Below are 15,671 nucleotides of genomic sequence, written 5' to 3'. Positions count from 1 at the left end.
AGGAAAAGTCGAGATACTTATGAACTGATTAATAATTTAGGACGGAAGCGGTCAAATCAGAAGCGACGCCTTCGACGAGTTTTGAAATAGACCTCAGCGGTGCAAGCAAAAGGGGGTAGCCATTTTGGAAGGGCTTCGCGAGGCGCCGAAGGAAGGAGGCCTGCAAAAACAGCTCGCTGCTACAGATCAATCCCGGGAAGTGGTCGGATTGTCAGGGTGCTGTCGAAAGCCGGCTCCCCGCGGCGCAAGCGCCGCAACTGAATTTGAAAGACGAGGTCGTCTCATATGGCGCAAGGTTGAAAGAGGCCGATTCCGCCAAAAAAGGCTAAAGGGTCGGAATGCCCAGGGTGGAAACGAGGCCGGAAACCTCGTCGAAGCCGAACTGACGTATTTGGAACAGGATCCTCCCGAGGGCGGGACGAGGCCGGTGAAGGAGCCAGGTGATGTACTGCGGCCCGGTTTTGAGACAACCGGCTGCGCCTATTCAGGCGGCCAAGGGTAGCTCTGCGATGTTTGCCTTGGCAACTGAAAGCTGTTCGGCTCTTACCTGATCCGGCGTTTTGTAGCGGTGTCGGGCGACGAGGCAGGTTTTGTTATAACGCTCGGCGAATTCCACGAGGGCCACCCTGAGTTCCTCGATCGTGTGGAACGACCTGACCCACAGCAGGTTCTCCTTCAGCGTTCGGATGAAGCGCTCGGCGACGCCATTGCCCTCGGGCTCGCGCACGAAAGAGGGCGAGGCTTCAATTCCCAGGCATTTGACCTCGGACTGAAAATCTTCCGACATGTAATTGGACCCGTGATCGTGACGCAGTCTCAATCCGCAGGCAATTTCTGGAGCGATCGCGCCGAAGCAGCGTTTCACACCCTGCCGAACCGGCTCCAGGCCCTCGAACCGATTGGCTGATTTTGCGGCGTGAACGCCGACGACCTCCGAGTTGGCGTGTTCGACAGCGACGAACACATAGGCCTTGCCTTCGTCGGTCGTAACCGTTTGCGTCATGTGGGTTCCCCACATTTCGTTGACGCGATCGGTGACGATCGTGCCGTCATGCGTCTTGGCCGACGCCGACACTTCCCCATGCGGCGCAAGCAATCCATGTTCGCGCATCACGCGCCGCACCCGCCGGGGACTGGCGCGCACTCCGGAGACCCGTAGCCGCGCCCATATCTTCCGGTAGCCCTCACCATGGAATTCAGAGGCCTCGATTTCGCGATGGATGTGATCCGCCAGTTCGGCATCCGAACATGCCCCAATGGGACCGGGCCGGCGTCGGGGAGCGTCTTCAGGCGTCTCCGCGCGAGATCGATACACGGTTGCCCGCGACAAGCCCCACACCCGCGTCACGCGCGACAATCCATAGATGCGACCGAAAGACAGAGAACGAGCCCGGCTCATTTCCTCGGCCTCCGGCAGGCCAAAGGGCGTTTGTTTTCCAGGGCGTCGATCTTGGCGTAGAGAAGCTCGTTATCCATGGTGATCTCGCCCACCTTGGCCTTCAGCCGGGCGATCTCATCGTCGCGGTCATCCCGCTCGCGCTCCTTCAGAGCCGAGGTGGCCCCCGCCAAAGCCCGATCCCGCCATTCGGTCAGCTTCTGGATCGTGACATTGGTCTCGCGAGCCACCAGTTCCAACGGCTCCCCGCGTAGGAGGCGGGCAACGACCGCCATCTTGCGCTGAACGGAAAATCGCCGGCCCCTGGCGCTAACCTTCTCTTCTTTGGTCACTTTCATATCTCCGGTTGCGGTTCAAATTACCGCAGCCGGCTGTCTCACCTAACCGTGCCGCACCCCAGAAGGAGCCAGGTGCAGACGGATGGAGCCTCCGATTTTTGAGGAATGACCGCCCGGCGAAACTCGAGCCTCGCGTTCGATTATTATGAGAAAGCGATGAAATTCGTGCGAGCGGGTCAAGCCGGCCATAGGGCGCGTAACGCTTTCGGTGTGACAGCGCGTAGGTCTTCTAGCTCCGCCGCGGGCAATCGCTCGGCAAGAAGAGAAAGAACGACGCGAGCGACTTGCTCGGCGTCGATTCCGGGATCGCGATGGATGCCCTCGCGTATTCGCTCGAGGAAAGACTCGCGACTCTTGAGAGCGCTGTATTTGCTCATACGCCAGCCTTCATAGTATAGCCCGCGCAAGAGAGGGGTCAGGTGATCGCCAAGAAAAACCGCCTCATGCGCAGGAAGGCTGTCACGTAGCGCGTGCAAGGCTGCGACGAGAGCTGCATAGGCCCGATCGCGGTGCAGCCATCCGAGGCGGCGCTGCAGCTCGTTGACCCACTCTGCCGCCGCATGCGCGGCGACATCGAACTCTTCCATGTCCGTCATGGCGGAAAGTATAAACCATCTCGACGGGTTGGCATAGCGGTTGCCCGACTGAACGCGGCATCCGTGGTGGTCTCAGCCGCGCATGGCCAAGCGACGACGTGGCGGCAGTTTGCACGCAACGTCACATCAGCCCTGCTGCCGATCTATCTGTCTCCCTGGGACGCGGGGCCTAAGTGTCTGTCCGAAGAAAAGTTGAGTCGAATGAGTCGGTTACGGATCAAGAGGCGACTGAGAGAACCCGATCATAGCTGGGCATCTGGCGGCGATTGACCAAGGATTGGGAGAATATCCATCGAAAGATGCTCGCTTTCATACACCTCGCCTCTGTTTATCCTGCCCTCAGAAGCCTTTGTATTCACTGATGAAGTCTCCGGACCGACTCTAAGAGTCGGTCCGGAATCTTCACATTTGAGTATTAAACTTTCTGAGCACCGGGCGAATTGATGCGAGGCGCAAGAAAGCCAGCGCCTGGATGTTGGGGTGTTCCCAGTCCTTTCCCAATCTCTGACAGGAACCAAGCCACGCAGAGCTTACTTCTGCGCCTCGCAGAATTGGCGGTGCCTGGCAACCGCCACCGATGAACCGCTTCTCAAGAAACGGAAAGTCCCCCAAACTAAAGTCGAAAAAGGAGACGCTCGACGATGCGATCAGCGCAAACATGGCTGCAGCCGTAGAGCGCGTTGTTCGCGCCGGGGGTGCGCTGCTTCGCTGCATAGAAACGCTCGCTGTCCAGGAAGCTCATTGCGATGGGGATGAAAAACGGGGCCTTCGCATTCTGCAACGCGCGCTCAAGGCCCCAGCGCGGGAAATCGCTAAAAGCTCGAGCGCCGTCGGAGGGGTTGTGGTTGCTCGCGTGCTTGAAGGAAAGGCAAGCTTAGGCTTTGAGCCGCACGCAATGAATACGTCGAATACGTCGATCTGATCGAGGGGGGATAATCGATCCGGCGAAAGTCGTGCGCGTCACCTTGGAGAATGCTATCTTTGGGGACGCGTGCCGCTCCTGACGGAAGCCCCAATGACCGAAATTCCCGAGTCCGAGGCCAAACGAGCCCGGAATAGAAATTGTTGTCCGATCGAACAGGAGGCCTATTGTCCCAGCTGGCTCGTCATTTTGGGGCTGCAGGCCCGGCGGCGGATTTGTCTGCCGCTCGCTGCCGAGGCTATTCAACCAGGCCCACGTCGACCCAGCGAGGAGAACTATGGCGAGGGTGAATAAATATGCGCAGTTCGGCGCCGTCGGCATAACGGCTTTTCTCGCCGGCGAAGCCCTTGCGGGCCCTTTTGACGCGCTTGATGAGCAGGCGGGAAAAGAAATCGCGGAAAAAACTTGCTCAGCTTGCCACGCGATTCCATCGCGAGCGGATCGGGAGCACAGTTCTTCACTGCCTGGACCTTCATTCACTGAGATAGCCAACGGATCGAAAGCGACACATGAAAGTCTACGCGTCTTTTTGTTGACCACCCACAGTAACATTGCGCACCCCGGCGGCATGCCACATCCGACGCTGACGGAAAAACAAATCTGGCAAATCGCTGCTTACCTAGCCAGTTTGCGAAATACGCAAGAATGACCCCGCGACGTACAATGACGCCTTCAGCCTAGCGGGACGGCAGGTTGCAGGATCAGGTTGGGCGCAAGCGCGGGAAAATAGAGCATCACGAAGAATCGCCGATCGGAGTCGTCGGAAAGCTAGCGCGCGAGGATGGATACGGAGTTTTGGAAATGGAAGAAGGTCACGAAATTTATTTCCACTGCGACGGCGTCTCGTGGCCTGGGTTCGACAGTTTGGAGCCGGGCGTGCGGGTCAAGTTCGTAAAAGAGGAAGGCGCGGAAGGGCGCCGCAGGCAAGCCGTGTAAGGCCGTCAGCGAACAGGCGCCGGAATAGCGCCCTGGGGATGGTTAAAATGGGCTCTCTCGACACCGCGTTGATGATGTGGCGCCAACCTGCACTGGCCGGTCCTCCACGGTCCGCGATTTCGACAACCCCAGCGGCGCGACGGGCGGCCAAAAGGCCATTCTCGCGTCGACCTCGATCATTTCTCGTAGATTAGCTGTTGGTGGGTGTGAATAGTCGATGCCGGTAACGCCACCTGGCGTCCCGCCGAAAAGCGAAGAAACGCGATCAGCCGAGAACTGGAGCCGCGATGTCCTTTCGCGATAGGTCGGAAGCCGGCCGCCGGCTTGCTAGAAAGCTTGCGAGATACAAGGGAGAGGACGTCGTCGTCCTCGCCCTGCCGCGTGGCGGAGTCCCTGTCGCGGCCCCGATCGCTACGGTGCTAGCCGCGCCTCTTGATCTGATCTTGATCCGAAAATTAGGAGTGCCGTTTTACTCAGAACTCGCAATGGGCGCGATTGCGGACGCTGGAACCCCATTGATCGTTCGTAACGAAGATGTAATCGCTGAAGCCCGAGTAAAGCAGGGTGACTTCAACGCCGTTTGCCAGCGCGAGCTTACTGAGATTGAACGACGTCGGCGCGTTTATCTGAGTGGACGGCCTCGCCCCAAGGTTGGCGGGCGTATAGCGATTGTGGTCGACGATGGGGTAGCCACTGGCGCGACAACGCGCGCGGCGTTACGCGCCGTAAGGGCGTTAAATCCAAAGAGGCTTGTGTTGGCTGTGCCGGTGGCGCCGACAGACACGCTTCGCTCCTTGGCTAGTGAGGCAGACGAGATGGTGTGTTTGGAGTCCCACCGCACCTTCATCGCGATCGGTTGCTATTATGAAGACTTTCACCAGATCGACGACGATGAAGTCGTGTCTACGTTGGATCGACTGGGTGGCGATCGCTCTGCCGGAATTGAAAGGAAATCGGACGAATCTTCTGGCAAGGACAAGGATTCCGGCGCGGACCCATCAAATCCAACCTTCTCACGGTAGATGACAAATGGGCGGCGAGCAATGCACACAGTTCAAGCCAAAGAAGTAATAGAAAAGCTGGATGCCAAGACCGAAAAGGTTATGCTCCCTGTCTGTGGGGCCCAAGAACTCGAGTGCGAGGAAGAGGGTCGAACGAGGCTGGCGACAAATCGCGCTGGGACGCCCTCGGTGAAAACGAACAGTGTCAAATGGTCGCGCTGGCCTTTGTCAGCAGGCGACTTCACGGCGGAGGAAGCGATACGCGAAGTGGCTAGGCTGGTGAGCGGCTAAGCGGCGATGCCTGAATATATCCTTTTGGGAATTCCGTTGCTCGCCGCGCTGCCGGAGAGCGGCTTGACTGCGCGACTTAGGCTGAGCAGGCCCCAGGGATAGCCTAGGGCCTTTCACTTGCAGCATGCCCTACTTCGGTTTGATTTGGATTGTTTTTTGCGTTTTTTGAGCCTCAGGCGTCTTTGGAAGACGGAGCGTTAGCACGCCTTTGTCGAACGAAGCCTCGATTTTGTCTGAATCGACACCCTCGGGGACACGGAAGGCACGTTTGAAAGAGCCGTAACGCCGCTCAGAGAAGTAGTAGCCTTCCTTCGTTTCTTCTTTCTCTTCCTTTTTTTCGCCGCTGATGGCCAGCGTTCCGTTCGACAGCTTTACCTCGACGGCTTTATCGTCCAGGCCGGGCAGTTCCACCGTGATTTCATACTCTTTTTCCTTTTCAACAAAATCGACGGCCGGTGTGGCCGGGAACCCGCCGAGAAAGCGATCGAAGGGTTCGAAGGGGCTAATGCTCGTTGGGGTAGGGAATTCTTCAAAGAGCCGATTGATCTGACGCCGCAATGCCTCAAAGGGATGCCAATCCAAGCCGGTGTAGGACGGTGGCGCGGAGGCCCCCTTCTTCACAGGCAGTTTGGTTTGTGCCTCCGCCATGGCCGCACTCCTTTGGTTAGCCGAACGAGGCGCCCTCGGCACCAGCGAAGCCGGGCGAGGGAGCGCCACCCCGTAATTTCACTTCAGTGAGCGAGGTATTTCAAGCATGGCTGCACAGTCAAATCGTCGTTGTCGACATGCCTTATTCGGTAATTGGAAACGCCCTAGCTAGGCTCTCTCCAAAGCTAATGGAATAAATTCAACCCTTTTTAGCGCAAAGGCATCAGGGCGCGTCCTCGGGGCGCGAACGCGATAATGACGGGGCCAGTCATGAGCGCGCGCAACGGTTGTGCCTAGACGCCACGGTCGTCATCGACGCCTGTTGGCGACGGGACGACGGCTTCTCCCCCACGGTGAAATCTTGGATCGGCCGCCGAGTAGCGCGCGAACGAGCACGAGAATGGTCGCGCCGTTATGCAGTGCGGCCGCCATAAGCGGAGAGACATAGCCGAGCGCGGCGTCGGTCAATATCGCCGTGTTGACGCCGACTCCGAGCCGGAAGTTGGAATGTCGCTCATGTTGGCGACCTAGGCAAGGCGGTATTTGACAAAGACAATGTCGACAGTGGCTCGAGCAATATCGGCGGCGCGCGGCATTGAAACGCCAACGTCGGCTTCTATCAAGGCTGGACCATCGTTGACACCATCGCCCACATAGGGGACACGCCCGTCCTGTCTCAGTGCGGAGCCGACGCGCGCCTTTTCCTCTGGGTGTTGTTCGAAGAATCCCTTGTCGATCAGGCTTGTAACCCAGAGATTCATCCGGACGCTCGGTATCTTAATAGCGCTCTCGATAACGGTCCTTGGGTAAAAATGCCGTCAAGCAGTTCGTCGCGTAAGTTGGCGAAGCCGTTCTTCAGAGTGCTGCCCAGGCGATGTACGCGGTCTTGCCCGGCAAAACGTAGCCCGCCTGCGGCGCGGCCATTTGGGCGACGTGGGCGTTGCACGAGCTCCGCCGGTCCTCGGATAACGCCTCTTGAGATCAAAAACCCATGATGCCGCGGCATGGCGCGACCGCAGAAGGCCGCGCCCACGTCCTTTCAATGTGGCCGGCGGAAACCCAAAAGGCCGATGAGATAAGCGCCTGCCACAATCGCAATGACTAAGGGGACGAAAATTAGAAGAACTCCAGACATAAACACAACGCCAAGCCAGAGAAACGTGAGCAATCCCACAAAGACAAGGAAGCTCTGCAGGGGGCCAAGCTTTATGATCCTGATCGCCTTTGAGTTCGTAGCCATCCATACCCGGATCGCCGAATGCTCATCTCCCGGCATCACAAATTCAATGCGTCCGTTCGGTGCGTCAACCATAGGACTCCTCCATTCGCGTCTTCTTGGTCAGGTAAGCAATGATTTTTGTGACGGCCAATCGGATTCGAGGAAATCCTGAACGTATCCGCTCATCTCTGGGGTGTCATAGGGGTCGGCAGGTTCCTTTCAAATATTGGCGCAATGCGGATTATTGGCGGCGCTATTGCGATCGATTCCTGTCCAGCTGCGCGACGCTGAAGCCTTTTTGGGCAAACCAATCAACCAGGCGGTTGCGACGGTCCCAGCTTATTTCGATGACAATCAACGTAATGCGACTAAAGACGCAGCCGGGATCGCCGGGCTGGAGGTTTTGCGGCTTGTCAACGAGCCTACCGCTGCCTCGCTAGCCTACGGGCTCGACCGGCTCGCACAGGAACTACGGATTGCTGTCATCGATTTTGGCGGCGGTACGCTTGACGTAACGATCATGGAGTTTGGCAAAGGCGTGTTCGAGGTGAAAGCGACGAGCGGCAACACTCGGCTTGGCGGCACCGATATGGACAATCTCATATTTGAATATCTCGCGGACCGTTTCCGCGTCCAGAGCGGCCTCGATATGCGGAACGACAAGATGGTGGCGGCGCGAATTAAGGAGGCGGGAGAAGTCGCCAAAATCGAATTGTCGACGAATGCGACAAGCCATATCTCGCTGCCTTTTCTCGCCGCCGGACCTTCGGGACCTCGACACTTCGATTATGATCTTACGCGCGCCGAACTCGAGCGCATTGTCCGACCTGTCGTCGAGCGCTGTCGGGAACCGGTGCTACAGGCATTTCACGACGCAGGAATTGAGTCCAATCAGGTTGATCGGCTGGTGTTTGTCGGGGGACCGACCCGAATGCCGATGGTCCGGGCCTTTTTCGAAGAGCTCGTCGAGCGACGAGGCGAAACGGGGATCGACCCAATGGAATGTGTGGCGCAAGGCGCCGCGATCCAGGCCGGAGTCCTTGCCGGCGAGGTTGGCTCGATTGTCCTCGTGGACGTGACTCCGCTTACGCTCGGCATTGAGACTCTGGGGGGCGTCGCGACGCCGCTTATTGCCCGCAACACGCCAATACCAATTAAGCGCGCCGAAATCTTCACCACCGCTGCTGACCTACAGACCAGCGTAACTATTCACGTTGTCCAAGGCGAACGGCCAATGGCTCCGGACAATACGAGCCTGGGTGAGTTTAACTTGGACGGCTTGCCTCCCGCGCCACGCGGCGTTCCGAAAGTCGAAGTGACGTTAGACATCGACGCTGATGGAATCCTTCACGTTACAGCAAAGGACATGGCGAGCCGGAGATCACAATCAATCCGCATTACGGGCTCCACCCGCCTCCCCGAGAATGAAAAGCAACGCATGATTGGCCAGGCGGCGCATTTTGCGGAACAGGACAGAAAACGGCGTGAAGAGGCGGAAAAGCTCAATAACGCCGACGCCCATTGTTATCAAGCTGAGCGGACGCTCGCTGATTTCGGGTCGAGACTTTCGGATGATGTGCGGCAACGCATCGAGACAGCCCTCAGCGAAACTCGTGAGGCGCTGAGTAAGCGTGACGCCGACGCGGCGGCGCAGAAAGCGAGCGCTTTAAAGGTCGTGCTCCAAGAGTCCGGCCAGGCGCTCTATGCTCAGGCGCCGCAGCCAGGAGCACAGCCCCGCCCAGATATTGGGGCGCCAACCGGAGCCGCTAGACCAGCGGGCTCCGGCCCCGGGGCGCGCGTGGTTGAAGCGGAGTACAAAGAGTCAGGGGGCGGCGGAGGCCGCTGAAGGGAGATCTGTGAGACTTGGCCGAGCCGCGCGACTATTATGAAGTGCTTGGCGTCTCCCGGGACGCCGAGCAAAAGACGATCAAGGATGCATTTCGAAACCTTGCACTGAAATACCACCCCGATCGCAACAAGGATCCGGGCTCCGGCGATCGTTTCAAGGAGATAGCCGCGGCGTATGCGGTATTGAGCGATCCCCAGAAGCGAGCCGAGTATGACGCCCACGGGTATGCAGGCGTCGCGGGCTTCACCCCTGAAGACCTCTTCGGCGGCGTCAACTTCGAGGACATTCTTGGCGGACTCGGCTTCGACTTTGGCGAAGCAAGTCCATTCGACCACTTTTTTCGGCACGGGGCAGCGCCGCGGCGCGGGGAAAATATAGAGGCCGCGATCGCGGTGCCGCTGGAGATGGTCCTATCAGGTGGCGAAGAAATCGTTCATATTGGGCGGCCGGTTACATGCGAATCCTGCAAAGGATCGGGGGCCAAGGCAGGCACGAAACCGCGTATTTGCACGAAGTGCGGGGGCTTAGGACAAATCGTCCGCAGCCAGCAAAAGGCTGGCGATACCTTGCAGCATATCACGACCTGTCTGGAGTGCGGGGGTCAAGGCGCGATCATCGATGCGCGTTGCGAGCGGTGCGGGGGGACCGGCAAAATCGCACAAGACGAGACACTCACAGTGCGCATCCCAGTCGGGGTTGAAGAAGGAACTGCGTTGCGTATTCCAGGTCATGGTCAGCCGGCAGGCAAGCCCGGATTGCCACCCGGAGACCTCTTCGTCATTGTTGGCACCGCCAAAGACCCACGCTTCGAAAGGCGCGGTCGTGACCTCTATCGGGTGGAGACGATCAATGTCGTCGACGCAGTTCTAGGCACGGAGATCGATGTGCCGACGCTAGATGGCAAAGTATCCTTGAAGGTTCCGGCCGGAAGCCAGCCGGAGTCAATATTGCGCTTGCATGGGAAAGGTCTGCCACGATTTGGCGGCGGCGCTCCGGGCGACCTTTACGTGCGACTCCAGGTGCATGTGCCGGAGCGGCTGTCAAAGCGCCAACGACAATTGTTCGAACAACTAAGAGCAGAAGGGGACAAGGGTCGCGCGGAATAACGTCATGGTGGCGACTGAGGCCAGGCGGTCTTTCACAAGGACTATGTCGGCAGTGGCTCGAGCAATGTCGGCGGCTCGCGGCATCGAGACGCCAACGTCGGCTTCTATCAAGGCTGGACCATCGTTGACTCCATCGCCGATATAGGCGACCCGACGCCCGTCCTGTTTCAATGCGGCGACGACGCGCGCCTTTTCCTCTGGGTGCTGTTCGAAGAATACATTGTCGATTCCGAGTTCACTCGCGAGCGCCTGGGCCGAAACGCGGTGGTCCCCTGTCACCATGACGATGCGCTCGATCCCCAATTCCCGGAGCACCACAAGCGTGTATGGGGTCTCCGATCGCAGCCGGTCGCGCAGGGCGAACACCGCCAGGGGATGCCCGTCGGCGGCCATGTAGAGAAGCGACTTGCCCTCCGCTGCGAATGCCTCGATCATCTCGCGAGCGTTGGCAAATGAGATTTGTTCGTCATCCTCCAGAAAGTGTCGACTGCCAAATCGAATGCTGCTCCCATTGACCAGCGCTTCGACTCCGTGTCCGACTATGAAGCTCACCTCCTCGTGCGGGACATGAGCAAGCCGCCGCTGCCGGGCGAGGCGCATAACCGCCCACGCGATAGGATGGCTGGTATGCTCGCCAAGCGAGGCGACCATCGCAGCGGCCTGCTCCTCGTTGATCTCGGGGTCAAGCGGACAAATATCCGTCACCTGCAAGACGTTGCGTTCGACCTCGAGCAGAGTCGCCTCTATGCCGAACGACTCCGCGAGCTCGAGCGGAAAGCTGCAATAGCCACTTGGTTGCACGGAAACGACGCCCGCAACGCCGACGTCCTCGCCGAGCACGGCGAGCGCCGTGCTCACGGAAGCCGGGAATAATGACATTGCCAACCTGCAAAGCGCGGCTGCGCTTCCCAGAAACACCGCCTTCTGACTCGAGGTCAGCGAGTACACGGTGAATAAACTCTGCCGCCGACGCGAGGCGACCAGAATGTCAAGCTACAGGGTTCTTTGAGAATTTTATCGATAAATGCTTTGCAACAATGGTCAAATTCGAGAACAATTGGCCGCGGGATCACGCGTCAATAGTCCTGCGAACTACTTGGCGCTGGGGAACCAGCGACTACTCGCACAGCCTCACAGCCAAAGTCGGCGTTAATTGGAGCTAGAAATGACGCATAAGCGGGTGCTTTTCAGGTTTGAGGCGCGGGAGAAGATTCTTCGCGGCGCAACGCAGCTCGCTGACGCAATTCGCGTAACCCTCGGGCCGAAATCGAAATCCGTCTTGATTCAGAAAACCTGGGGCGCCCCAATTGTCTGCAATGATGGAGTGACGATTGCTAAAGAATTTGACCTCGAAGACCCCGAAGAAAGCCTTGGGGCGCGCGTCTTGCGCCAGGCCGCGGAAAAGACCGGCGAGGTCGTTGGCGACGGGACGAGCACTTCAACGATTCTCGCGCACGCCATCGCGACGGAAGGAAGCCGAAACGTTGTCGCGGGGGCCAGCGCGGTCGAGCTCAAACGCGGCATTGATGACGGCGTGAAATTGGCGATCAGTCACTTGCAAAAGATCGCGAGGCCGGTGACCACGCGCAAAGAAAAGGCCCAGGTCGCGATGATCGCGGCTCATAATGACCCGGCGATCGGCGAACTGGTGGCCAGCGCGCTGGAGAAGGTCGGCGACGAAGGCGTAATCTCCGTCGAGGAATCGAAGACGACGGAAACAACCCTTGAGGTCGTTGAAGGGATGCAATTCGACCGCGGCTTCGTGTCGCCGTATTTTATAACGGATCCTGAGCACATGGAGGCCGTGCTCGAGGATGTTTACCTGCTTTTATGCGATCGGAAAGTCGGCTCTCTTCGGGAGATCGTAGGCTTATTGGAAGAGATCGCGAAGTCCGGGCGTCCCTTGCTGCTTATCTGCGAGGACGTCGAGGGCGAAGCTCTGGCGACTTTGGTCGTCAATCATCTTCGCGGCGTCTTCAAAGTCTGCGCAGTTAAATCCCCGGGTTTTGGCGATCGACGAAAGGCTCTCCTCGAGGACATCGCTTTGCTGACGGGGGGCCAAGTTATTTCCGAGGAAGTCGGACTGAAGCTTGAGCACACGGCGATCGACCGACTCGGACAGGCGGCGCGTGTTGTCGTCGATAAAGACAAAACCACGATTATCGGCGGCGCGGGACTTCGCGATCGAATCGATGCCCGTATTCAGTCGATCCGAGGCGAGCTTGAAAAGTCGACAAGCGACTATGACCGCGAAAAGCTCGAAGAGCGAATTGCTAAGCTCTCTGGCGGCGTCGCGGTGATCCGCGTTGGCGCGCCGAGCGAGTCGGAAATGAAATCGAAGAAGGAAGCTCTTGACGACGCGATTAGCGCCACAAAGGCGGCTGTAGCGGAGGGGGTCGTGCCGGGCGGCGGGGTTGCGTTGCTGCGGTGCATAGAAACGCTCGCGACCGAGGAGGGCCGCACTGAAGGGGACGAAAAGACCGGCCTTCGCATTCTTCAGCACGCCCTCGAAGCGCCTGCCCGGCAGATCGCCGAAAACTCTGGCGTGGATGGCGGAGTGGTGATCGCCCGGGTGCTCGAGGGGGACGCGAATTTTGGGTTTGACGCGGCGCGCAAGCAATATGTTGACCTGATCGAGGCAGGCATTATCGACCCCGTAAAAGTGTTGCGCGTCGCCCTGGAGAATGCGGCTTCGGTGGCGGGGGTCTTGCTCCTTACGGAAGCAACCATGACAGAGGTCCCCGAAAAGACAGGCAAACGAAACCAAGAAGGCGAATTGGGTCTGTAAGGTCAGAACCAGAAGCAAAACAGATCCGCCGACGATAATCGCGGGCAGCAATAGCAGGGTCGACGCATTTCCCGAAACGGATAACATAATCTCCCTTGCGAAAGGTCTAGCTATGGGACTGAACGGCTCTGACGCCGACGGCCGGCAAGAGACGCGGGTTCTGGCGCAAAAGCTTTCCGTAGACGAACTTTATCGTCGCGCGGATCTTTCGGCGATTCCCTTCCTAACGACGGCGGACATTGAAGCTATTGACGGACTGGCAGGCCAGCCGAGAGCGGCGGAGGCGTTACGCTTTGGAACGCAGATCCGTGCGAGCGGGTTTAACCTCTGTATCATTGGCTCCGAAGATGCCCGAATGGAGCATGCGATCAAGGCGGTTCTGGTGCGTTAGCGGAGACGGCGCGGTTTCGGTAAGCTATGCGCCTAACCAACACCGCTTAGATCGGCCCCCATGATCGACTTCAAAGGACACCGCTTTGAAAAGGACATCATCCTGCTTTGTGTCCGCTGGTACCTCGCCTATCCCCTCAGCTACCGGAACCTGAAGGAAATGATGCTCGAGCGCGGCGTTGAGGTCGACCATTCCAACATTTACCGCTGGGTCCAAAAGTTCACGCCCCAGTTAGAGGCCGCCTTCCGGAAAGGCGAGAAGCGCGCGGTCGGCAACAGCTGGCGGATGGACGAGACCTATATCAAGGTCAACGGCCAGTGGAAATACCTCTACCGCGCCGTCGACAAGCACGGGCACACCATCGACTTCCTACTGACAGCTCATCGCGACAAGAAAGCCGCTCTGCGTTTTTTCAAGAAAGCGGTCGGGCAACACGGTCTGCCGGAAAAGATCACGATCGACAAGAGCGGCGCCAATGCCGCAGCCAGCGAGGCGCTCAAGGAGGAAACCGGTCAAGAGATCGAGATGCGGCAGATCAAATACCTGAATAACATCGTCGAACAGGACCACCGAGCCATCAAGCGAGTGGTGGGGCCGATGCTCGGTTTCAAATCTTTTCGCTCGGCTCGAACCACCTTGCAAGGCATCGAACTCATGCACATGATCAACAAAGGCCAGATGGTGTCCGCCGCGAGCGAAAATCTTTCCGCCGCAGAACAATTTTATTCATTGGCCGCCTGAAATACCCCGAGGGGCAACCGGGCCACGCTCTAATGAAATTAACGCAACAGAACCGCTGGGCACGCCGATCGCCATCAAATCGGCAATGTATCGCGCCGGTCGTCATGGCTGCTTGGTCAAGAGCGGATAGGCCATCGAGACGCTCGCCGGAGTCGACACGGTGGTTTTCGACAAGACCGGCACGCTTACGCATAATACGCTGGAAGTCACGGACATCCGCCCGCTCGCGCCCGAGATCGACGAAGAGCGCGCGGCGGCCATGATCGCTTCGCTCGGCGAGCATACAAGCCACCCAATTGCGCGCGCGGTCGTGCGTCTCGCCGAGCAGCGGCGGCTCGCCCATATTCCGCATGAGGAGGTGAATTTCATCGTCGGCCATGGCGTGCAGGCGAATGTGGAAGGCCGGAGCATCCGTTTCGGCAGCCGACATTTCCTGGAGGACGACGAACATATTTCTTTCGCGGCCGCGCGAGAGTTGGTGAATCAGTTTCGGGCGGAGGGAAAATCGCTGCTTTATGTCGCCGCCGACGACCGCCCGCTCGCGGTCGTCGCCTTGCGCGACCGGTTGCGAGCCGAAAGCGCCGCGACACTTGCGCGGCTGCGCGCCCTCGGCGTGAAACGCCTGGTTATGATCACGGCGACCATCAGGCGGCGGCCGAAGTCTTTGGAAAGACCCTGGGGCTCGACACGGTCTATTATGAGCAGCAGCCGGAAGACAAGGCGCGCATCATTGCGACGCTCAAACAGCAGGGTTGCCCGGTCGCCTATGTCGGCGACGGCGTTAACGACGGCCCCGCGCTGATGGAAGCGCATGTCGGCGTCTCCATGCCCCGCGCCGCCGACATCGCCCGCGCGACCGCCGATATCGTTCTGCTGAACGACAGGCTCGACGGTTTCGCGGAGATTCTCTCGCTCTCTCAGAACACATTGCGCCTCATCCGTTCCAATTTTGGCGCGGCGGTCGGCGTCAACAGCGCGATTCTTGTGGGCGCCGCATCAGGCAATCTGCCGCCGGTCGCCTCGGCTGTTCTCCACAATGGCGCGACGATTGCAGTGCTGCTGCGCGCGCCTTTCGCAGTACGGTGACTGTGTGCGCATTCGAGTTTATCAAGTGGGGTCGAGATCCGTTTCTTGTTGGCGGCTGGCCTGGATTAACTTTGGATTTGGAACGTTTTGAAATTTGCTAGACTTCCAATCAACGCTGCGGGGCGTTGACGATGCGACTGACTTGCTTCAGCGTGTCCCGCTAAGACGAGACGAGAGGCAATGTCAGAAGCACAGGACGAAGATCCGCCCGCCCTACCAACTGGTTCGCTGGAGTTTCTCCCGAGAGAATATGTTGCACGCGAACTCATCGGGGACGCCGTAGAGGCAATCATTTTCCATGATGGAGAGCGGGATCGTCTGCGTATCACAACCAAGAACAAACTCATCCTGACGAAGTGACTA

16 protein-coding genes and 3 pseudogenes are annotated in these 15,671 nt (G+C 58.6%); 12 read left to right on the top strand and 7 right to left on the bottom strand.

Going from position 1 to position 15,671, the window contains the following annotated elements; translation table 11 throughout:
- Positions 1-484: 484 nt before the first annotated feature.
- The 3 genes and pseudogenes from WOC76_RS22215 to WOC76_RS24450 all read right to left on the bottom strand — a co-directional run.
- Positions 485-1,734 (bottom strand): annotated as a pseudogene (locus WOC76_RS22215) (IS3 family transposase).
- A 176-nt stretch (positions 1,735-1,910) separates the two neighbouring features.
- On the bottom strand, positions 1,911-2,330 hold the full coding sequence (locus tag WOC76_RS22210; protein WP_341103438.1) for a DUF2267 domain-containing protein: 420 nt from the start codon (positions 2,328-2,330) through the stop codon (positions 1,911-1,913).
- A gap of 402 nt (positions 2,331-2,732) precedes the next feature.
- Positions 2,733-2,933 (bottom strand): annotated as a pseudogene (locus WOC76_RS24450) (IS5/IS1182 family transposase); the annotation flags it as partial.
- Between WOC76_RS24450 and WOC76_RS22200 the strand changes: the two are divergent.
- The 4 genes from WOC76_RS22200 to WOC76_RS22190 all read left to right on the top strand — a co-directional run bounded on the left by WOC76_RS22200 (position 2,908) and on the right by WOC76_RS22190 (position 5,210).
- A complete protein-coding gene (locus tag WOC76_RS22200; RefSeq protein ID WP_341103637.1) occupies positions 2,908-3,252 on the top strand; it encodes a hypothetical protein in 345 nt (114 codons plus the stop codon). The pseudogene WOC76_RS24450 and the gene WOC76_RS22200 sit on opposite strands and share 26 nt — an antisense overlap.
- Before the next feature lie 286 nt (positions 3,253-3,538).
- Complete coding sequence (locus WOC76_RS22195; protein ID WP_341390183.1) at positions 3,539-3,901, top strand: c-type cytochrome; 363 nt, start codon at positions 3,539-3,541, stop codon at positions 3,899-3,901.
- A 44-nt stretch (positions 3,902-3,945) separates the two neighbouring features.
- Positions 3,946-4,188, top strand: coding sequence for a cold shock domain-containing protein (locus WOC76_RS24445; protein ID WP_445730586.1), 243 nt, complete (start codon positions 3,946-3,948; stop codon positions 4,186-4,188).
- Positions 4,189-4,475: 287 nt separating this feature from the next.
- The gene (locus WOC76_RS22190; protein WP_341103433.1) at positions 4,476-5,210 is read left to right on the top strand and encodes a phosphoribosyltransferase; all 735 of its coding nucleotides are present in this window, start codon (positions 4,476-4,478) and stop codon (positions 5,208-5,210) included.
- A 399-nt stretch (positions 5,211-5,609) separates the two neighbouring features.
- On the opposite strand, the gene WOC76_RS22185 is transcribed toward WOC76_RS22190, so the two are convergent.
- The 3 genes from WOC76_RS22185 to WOC76_RS22175 all read right to left on the bottom strand — a co-directional run bounded on the left by WOC76_RS22185 (position 5,610) and on the right by WOC76_RS22175 (position 7,440).
- Positions 5,610-6,128 carry an Hsp20/alpha crystallin family protein gene (locus WOC76_RS22185; protein WP_341103430.1) on the bottom strand — a complete coding sequence of 173 codons (519 nt, stop codon included), beginning with the start codon at positions 6,126-6,128 and terminating at the stop codon, positions 5,610-5,612.
- Between the two features lie 527 nt (positions 6,129-6,655).
- Positions 6,656-6,889 (bottom strand): hypothetical protein, encoded by a 234-nt coding sequence (locus WOC76_RS22180; protein ID WP_341103427.1) that lies wholly within the window; start codon positions 6,887-6,889, stop codon positions 6,656-6,658.
- Positions 6,890-7,167: 278 nt separating this feature from the next.
- On the bottom strand, positions 7,168-7,440 hold the full coding sequence (locus WOC76_RS22175) for a hypothetical protein (protein WP_341103425.1): 273 nt from the start codon (positions 7,438-7,440) through the stop codon (positions 7,168-7,170).
- Between the two features lie 163 nt (positions 7,441-7,603).
- On the opposite strand from WOC76_RS22175, the gene dnaK reads away from it, so the two are divergent.
- Positions 7,604-9,193, top strand: coding sequence for a molecular chaperone DnaK (gene dnaK / locus WOC76_RS22170; RefSeq protein WP_341431598.1), 1,590 nt, complete (start codon positions 7,604-7,606; stop codon positions 9,191-9,193).
- 17 nt (positions 9,194-9,210) lie between these two features.
- Positions 9,211-10,302 (top strand): DnaJ C-terminal domain-containing protein, encoded by a 1,092-nt coding sequence (locus tag WOC76_RS22165; RefSeq protein ID WP_341431597.1) that lies wholly within the window; start codon positions 9,211-9,213, stop codon positions 10,300-10,302.
- Here WOC76_RS22165 and WOC76_RS22160 read toward each other — a convergent pair.
- A complete protein-coding gene (locus WOC76_RS22160) occupies positions 10,267-11,250 on the bottom strand; it encodes an HAD-IC family P-type ATPase (protein ID WP_341103418.1) in 984 nt (327 codons plus the stop codon). The two genes, WOC76_RS22165 and WOC76_RS22160, sit on opposite strands and share 36 nt — an antisense overlap.
- Before the next feature lie 217 nt (positions 11,251-11,467).
- Between WOC76_RS22160 and groL the strand changes: the two genes are divergently transcribed.
- The 6 genes and pseudogenes from groL (at position 11,468) to hemP (ending at position 15,668) form a co-directional block, all read left to right on the top strand.
- Entirely contained in the window at positions 11,468-13,090 is a 1,623-nt protein-coding gene (gene groL, locus WOC76_RS22155) for a chaperonin GroEL (protein WP_341431596.1), read from the top strand.
- A gap of 112 nt (positions 13,091-13,202) precedes the next feature.
- A complete protein-coding gene (locus WOC76_RS22150; RefSeq protein ID WP_341103416.1) occupies positions 13,203-13,481 on the top strand; it encodes a hypothetical protein in 279 nt (92 codons plus the stop codon).
- Between the two features lie 60 nt (positions 13,482-13,541).
- Complete coding sequence (locus WOC76_RS22145) at positions 13,542-14,222, top strand: IS6 family transposase (protein ID WP_341103413.1); 681 nt, start codon at positions 13,542-13,544, stop codon at positions 14,220-14,222.
- A 160-nt stretch (positions 14,223-14,382) separates the two neighbouring features.
- Positions 14,383-14,823, top strand: a pseudogene (locus WOC76_RS22140) (HAD family hydrolase); the annotation flags it as partial.
- A complete protein-coding gene (locus WOC76_RS22135; protein WP_341103613.1) occupies positions 14,727-15,308 on the top strand; it encodes an HAD-IC family P-type ATPase in 582 nt (193 codons plus the stop codon). The pseudogene WOC76_RS22140 and the gene WOC76_RS22135, both read left to right, overlap by 97 nt.
- A gap of 180 nt (positions 15,309-15,488) precedes the next feature.
- Positions 15,489-15,668, top strand: coding sequence for a hemin uptake protein HemP (gene hemP, locus WOC76_RS22130; RefSeq protein WP_341103411.1), 180 nt, complete (start codon positions 15,489-15,491; stop codon positions 15,666-15,668).
- Positions 15,669-15,671 lie beyond the last annotated feature (3 nt).

The organism is Methylocystis sp. IM3 (genome assembly GCF_038070105.1).
Taxonomy (GTDB): domain Bacteria; phylum Pseudomonadota; class Alphaproteobacteria; order Rhizobiales; family Beijerinckiaceae; genus Methylocystis.
This window is presented reverse-complemented; position numbering and strand designations above follow the sequence as displayed.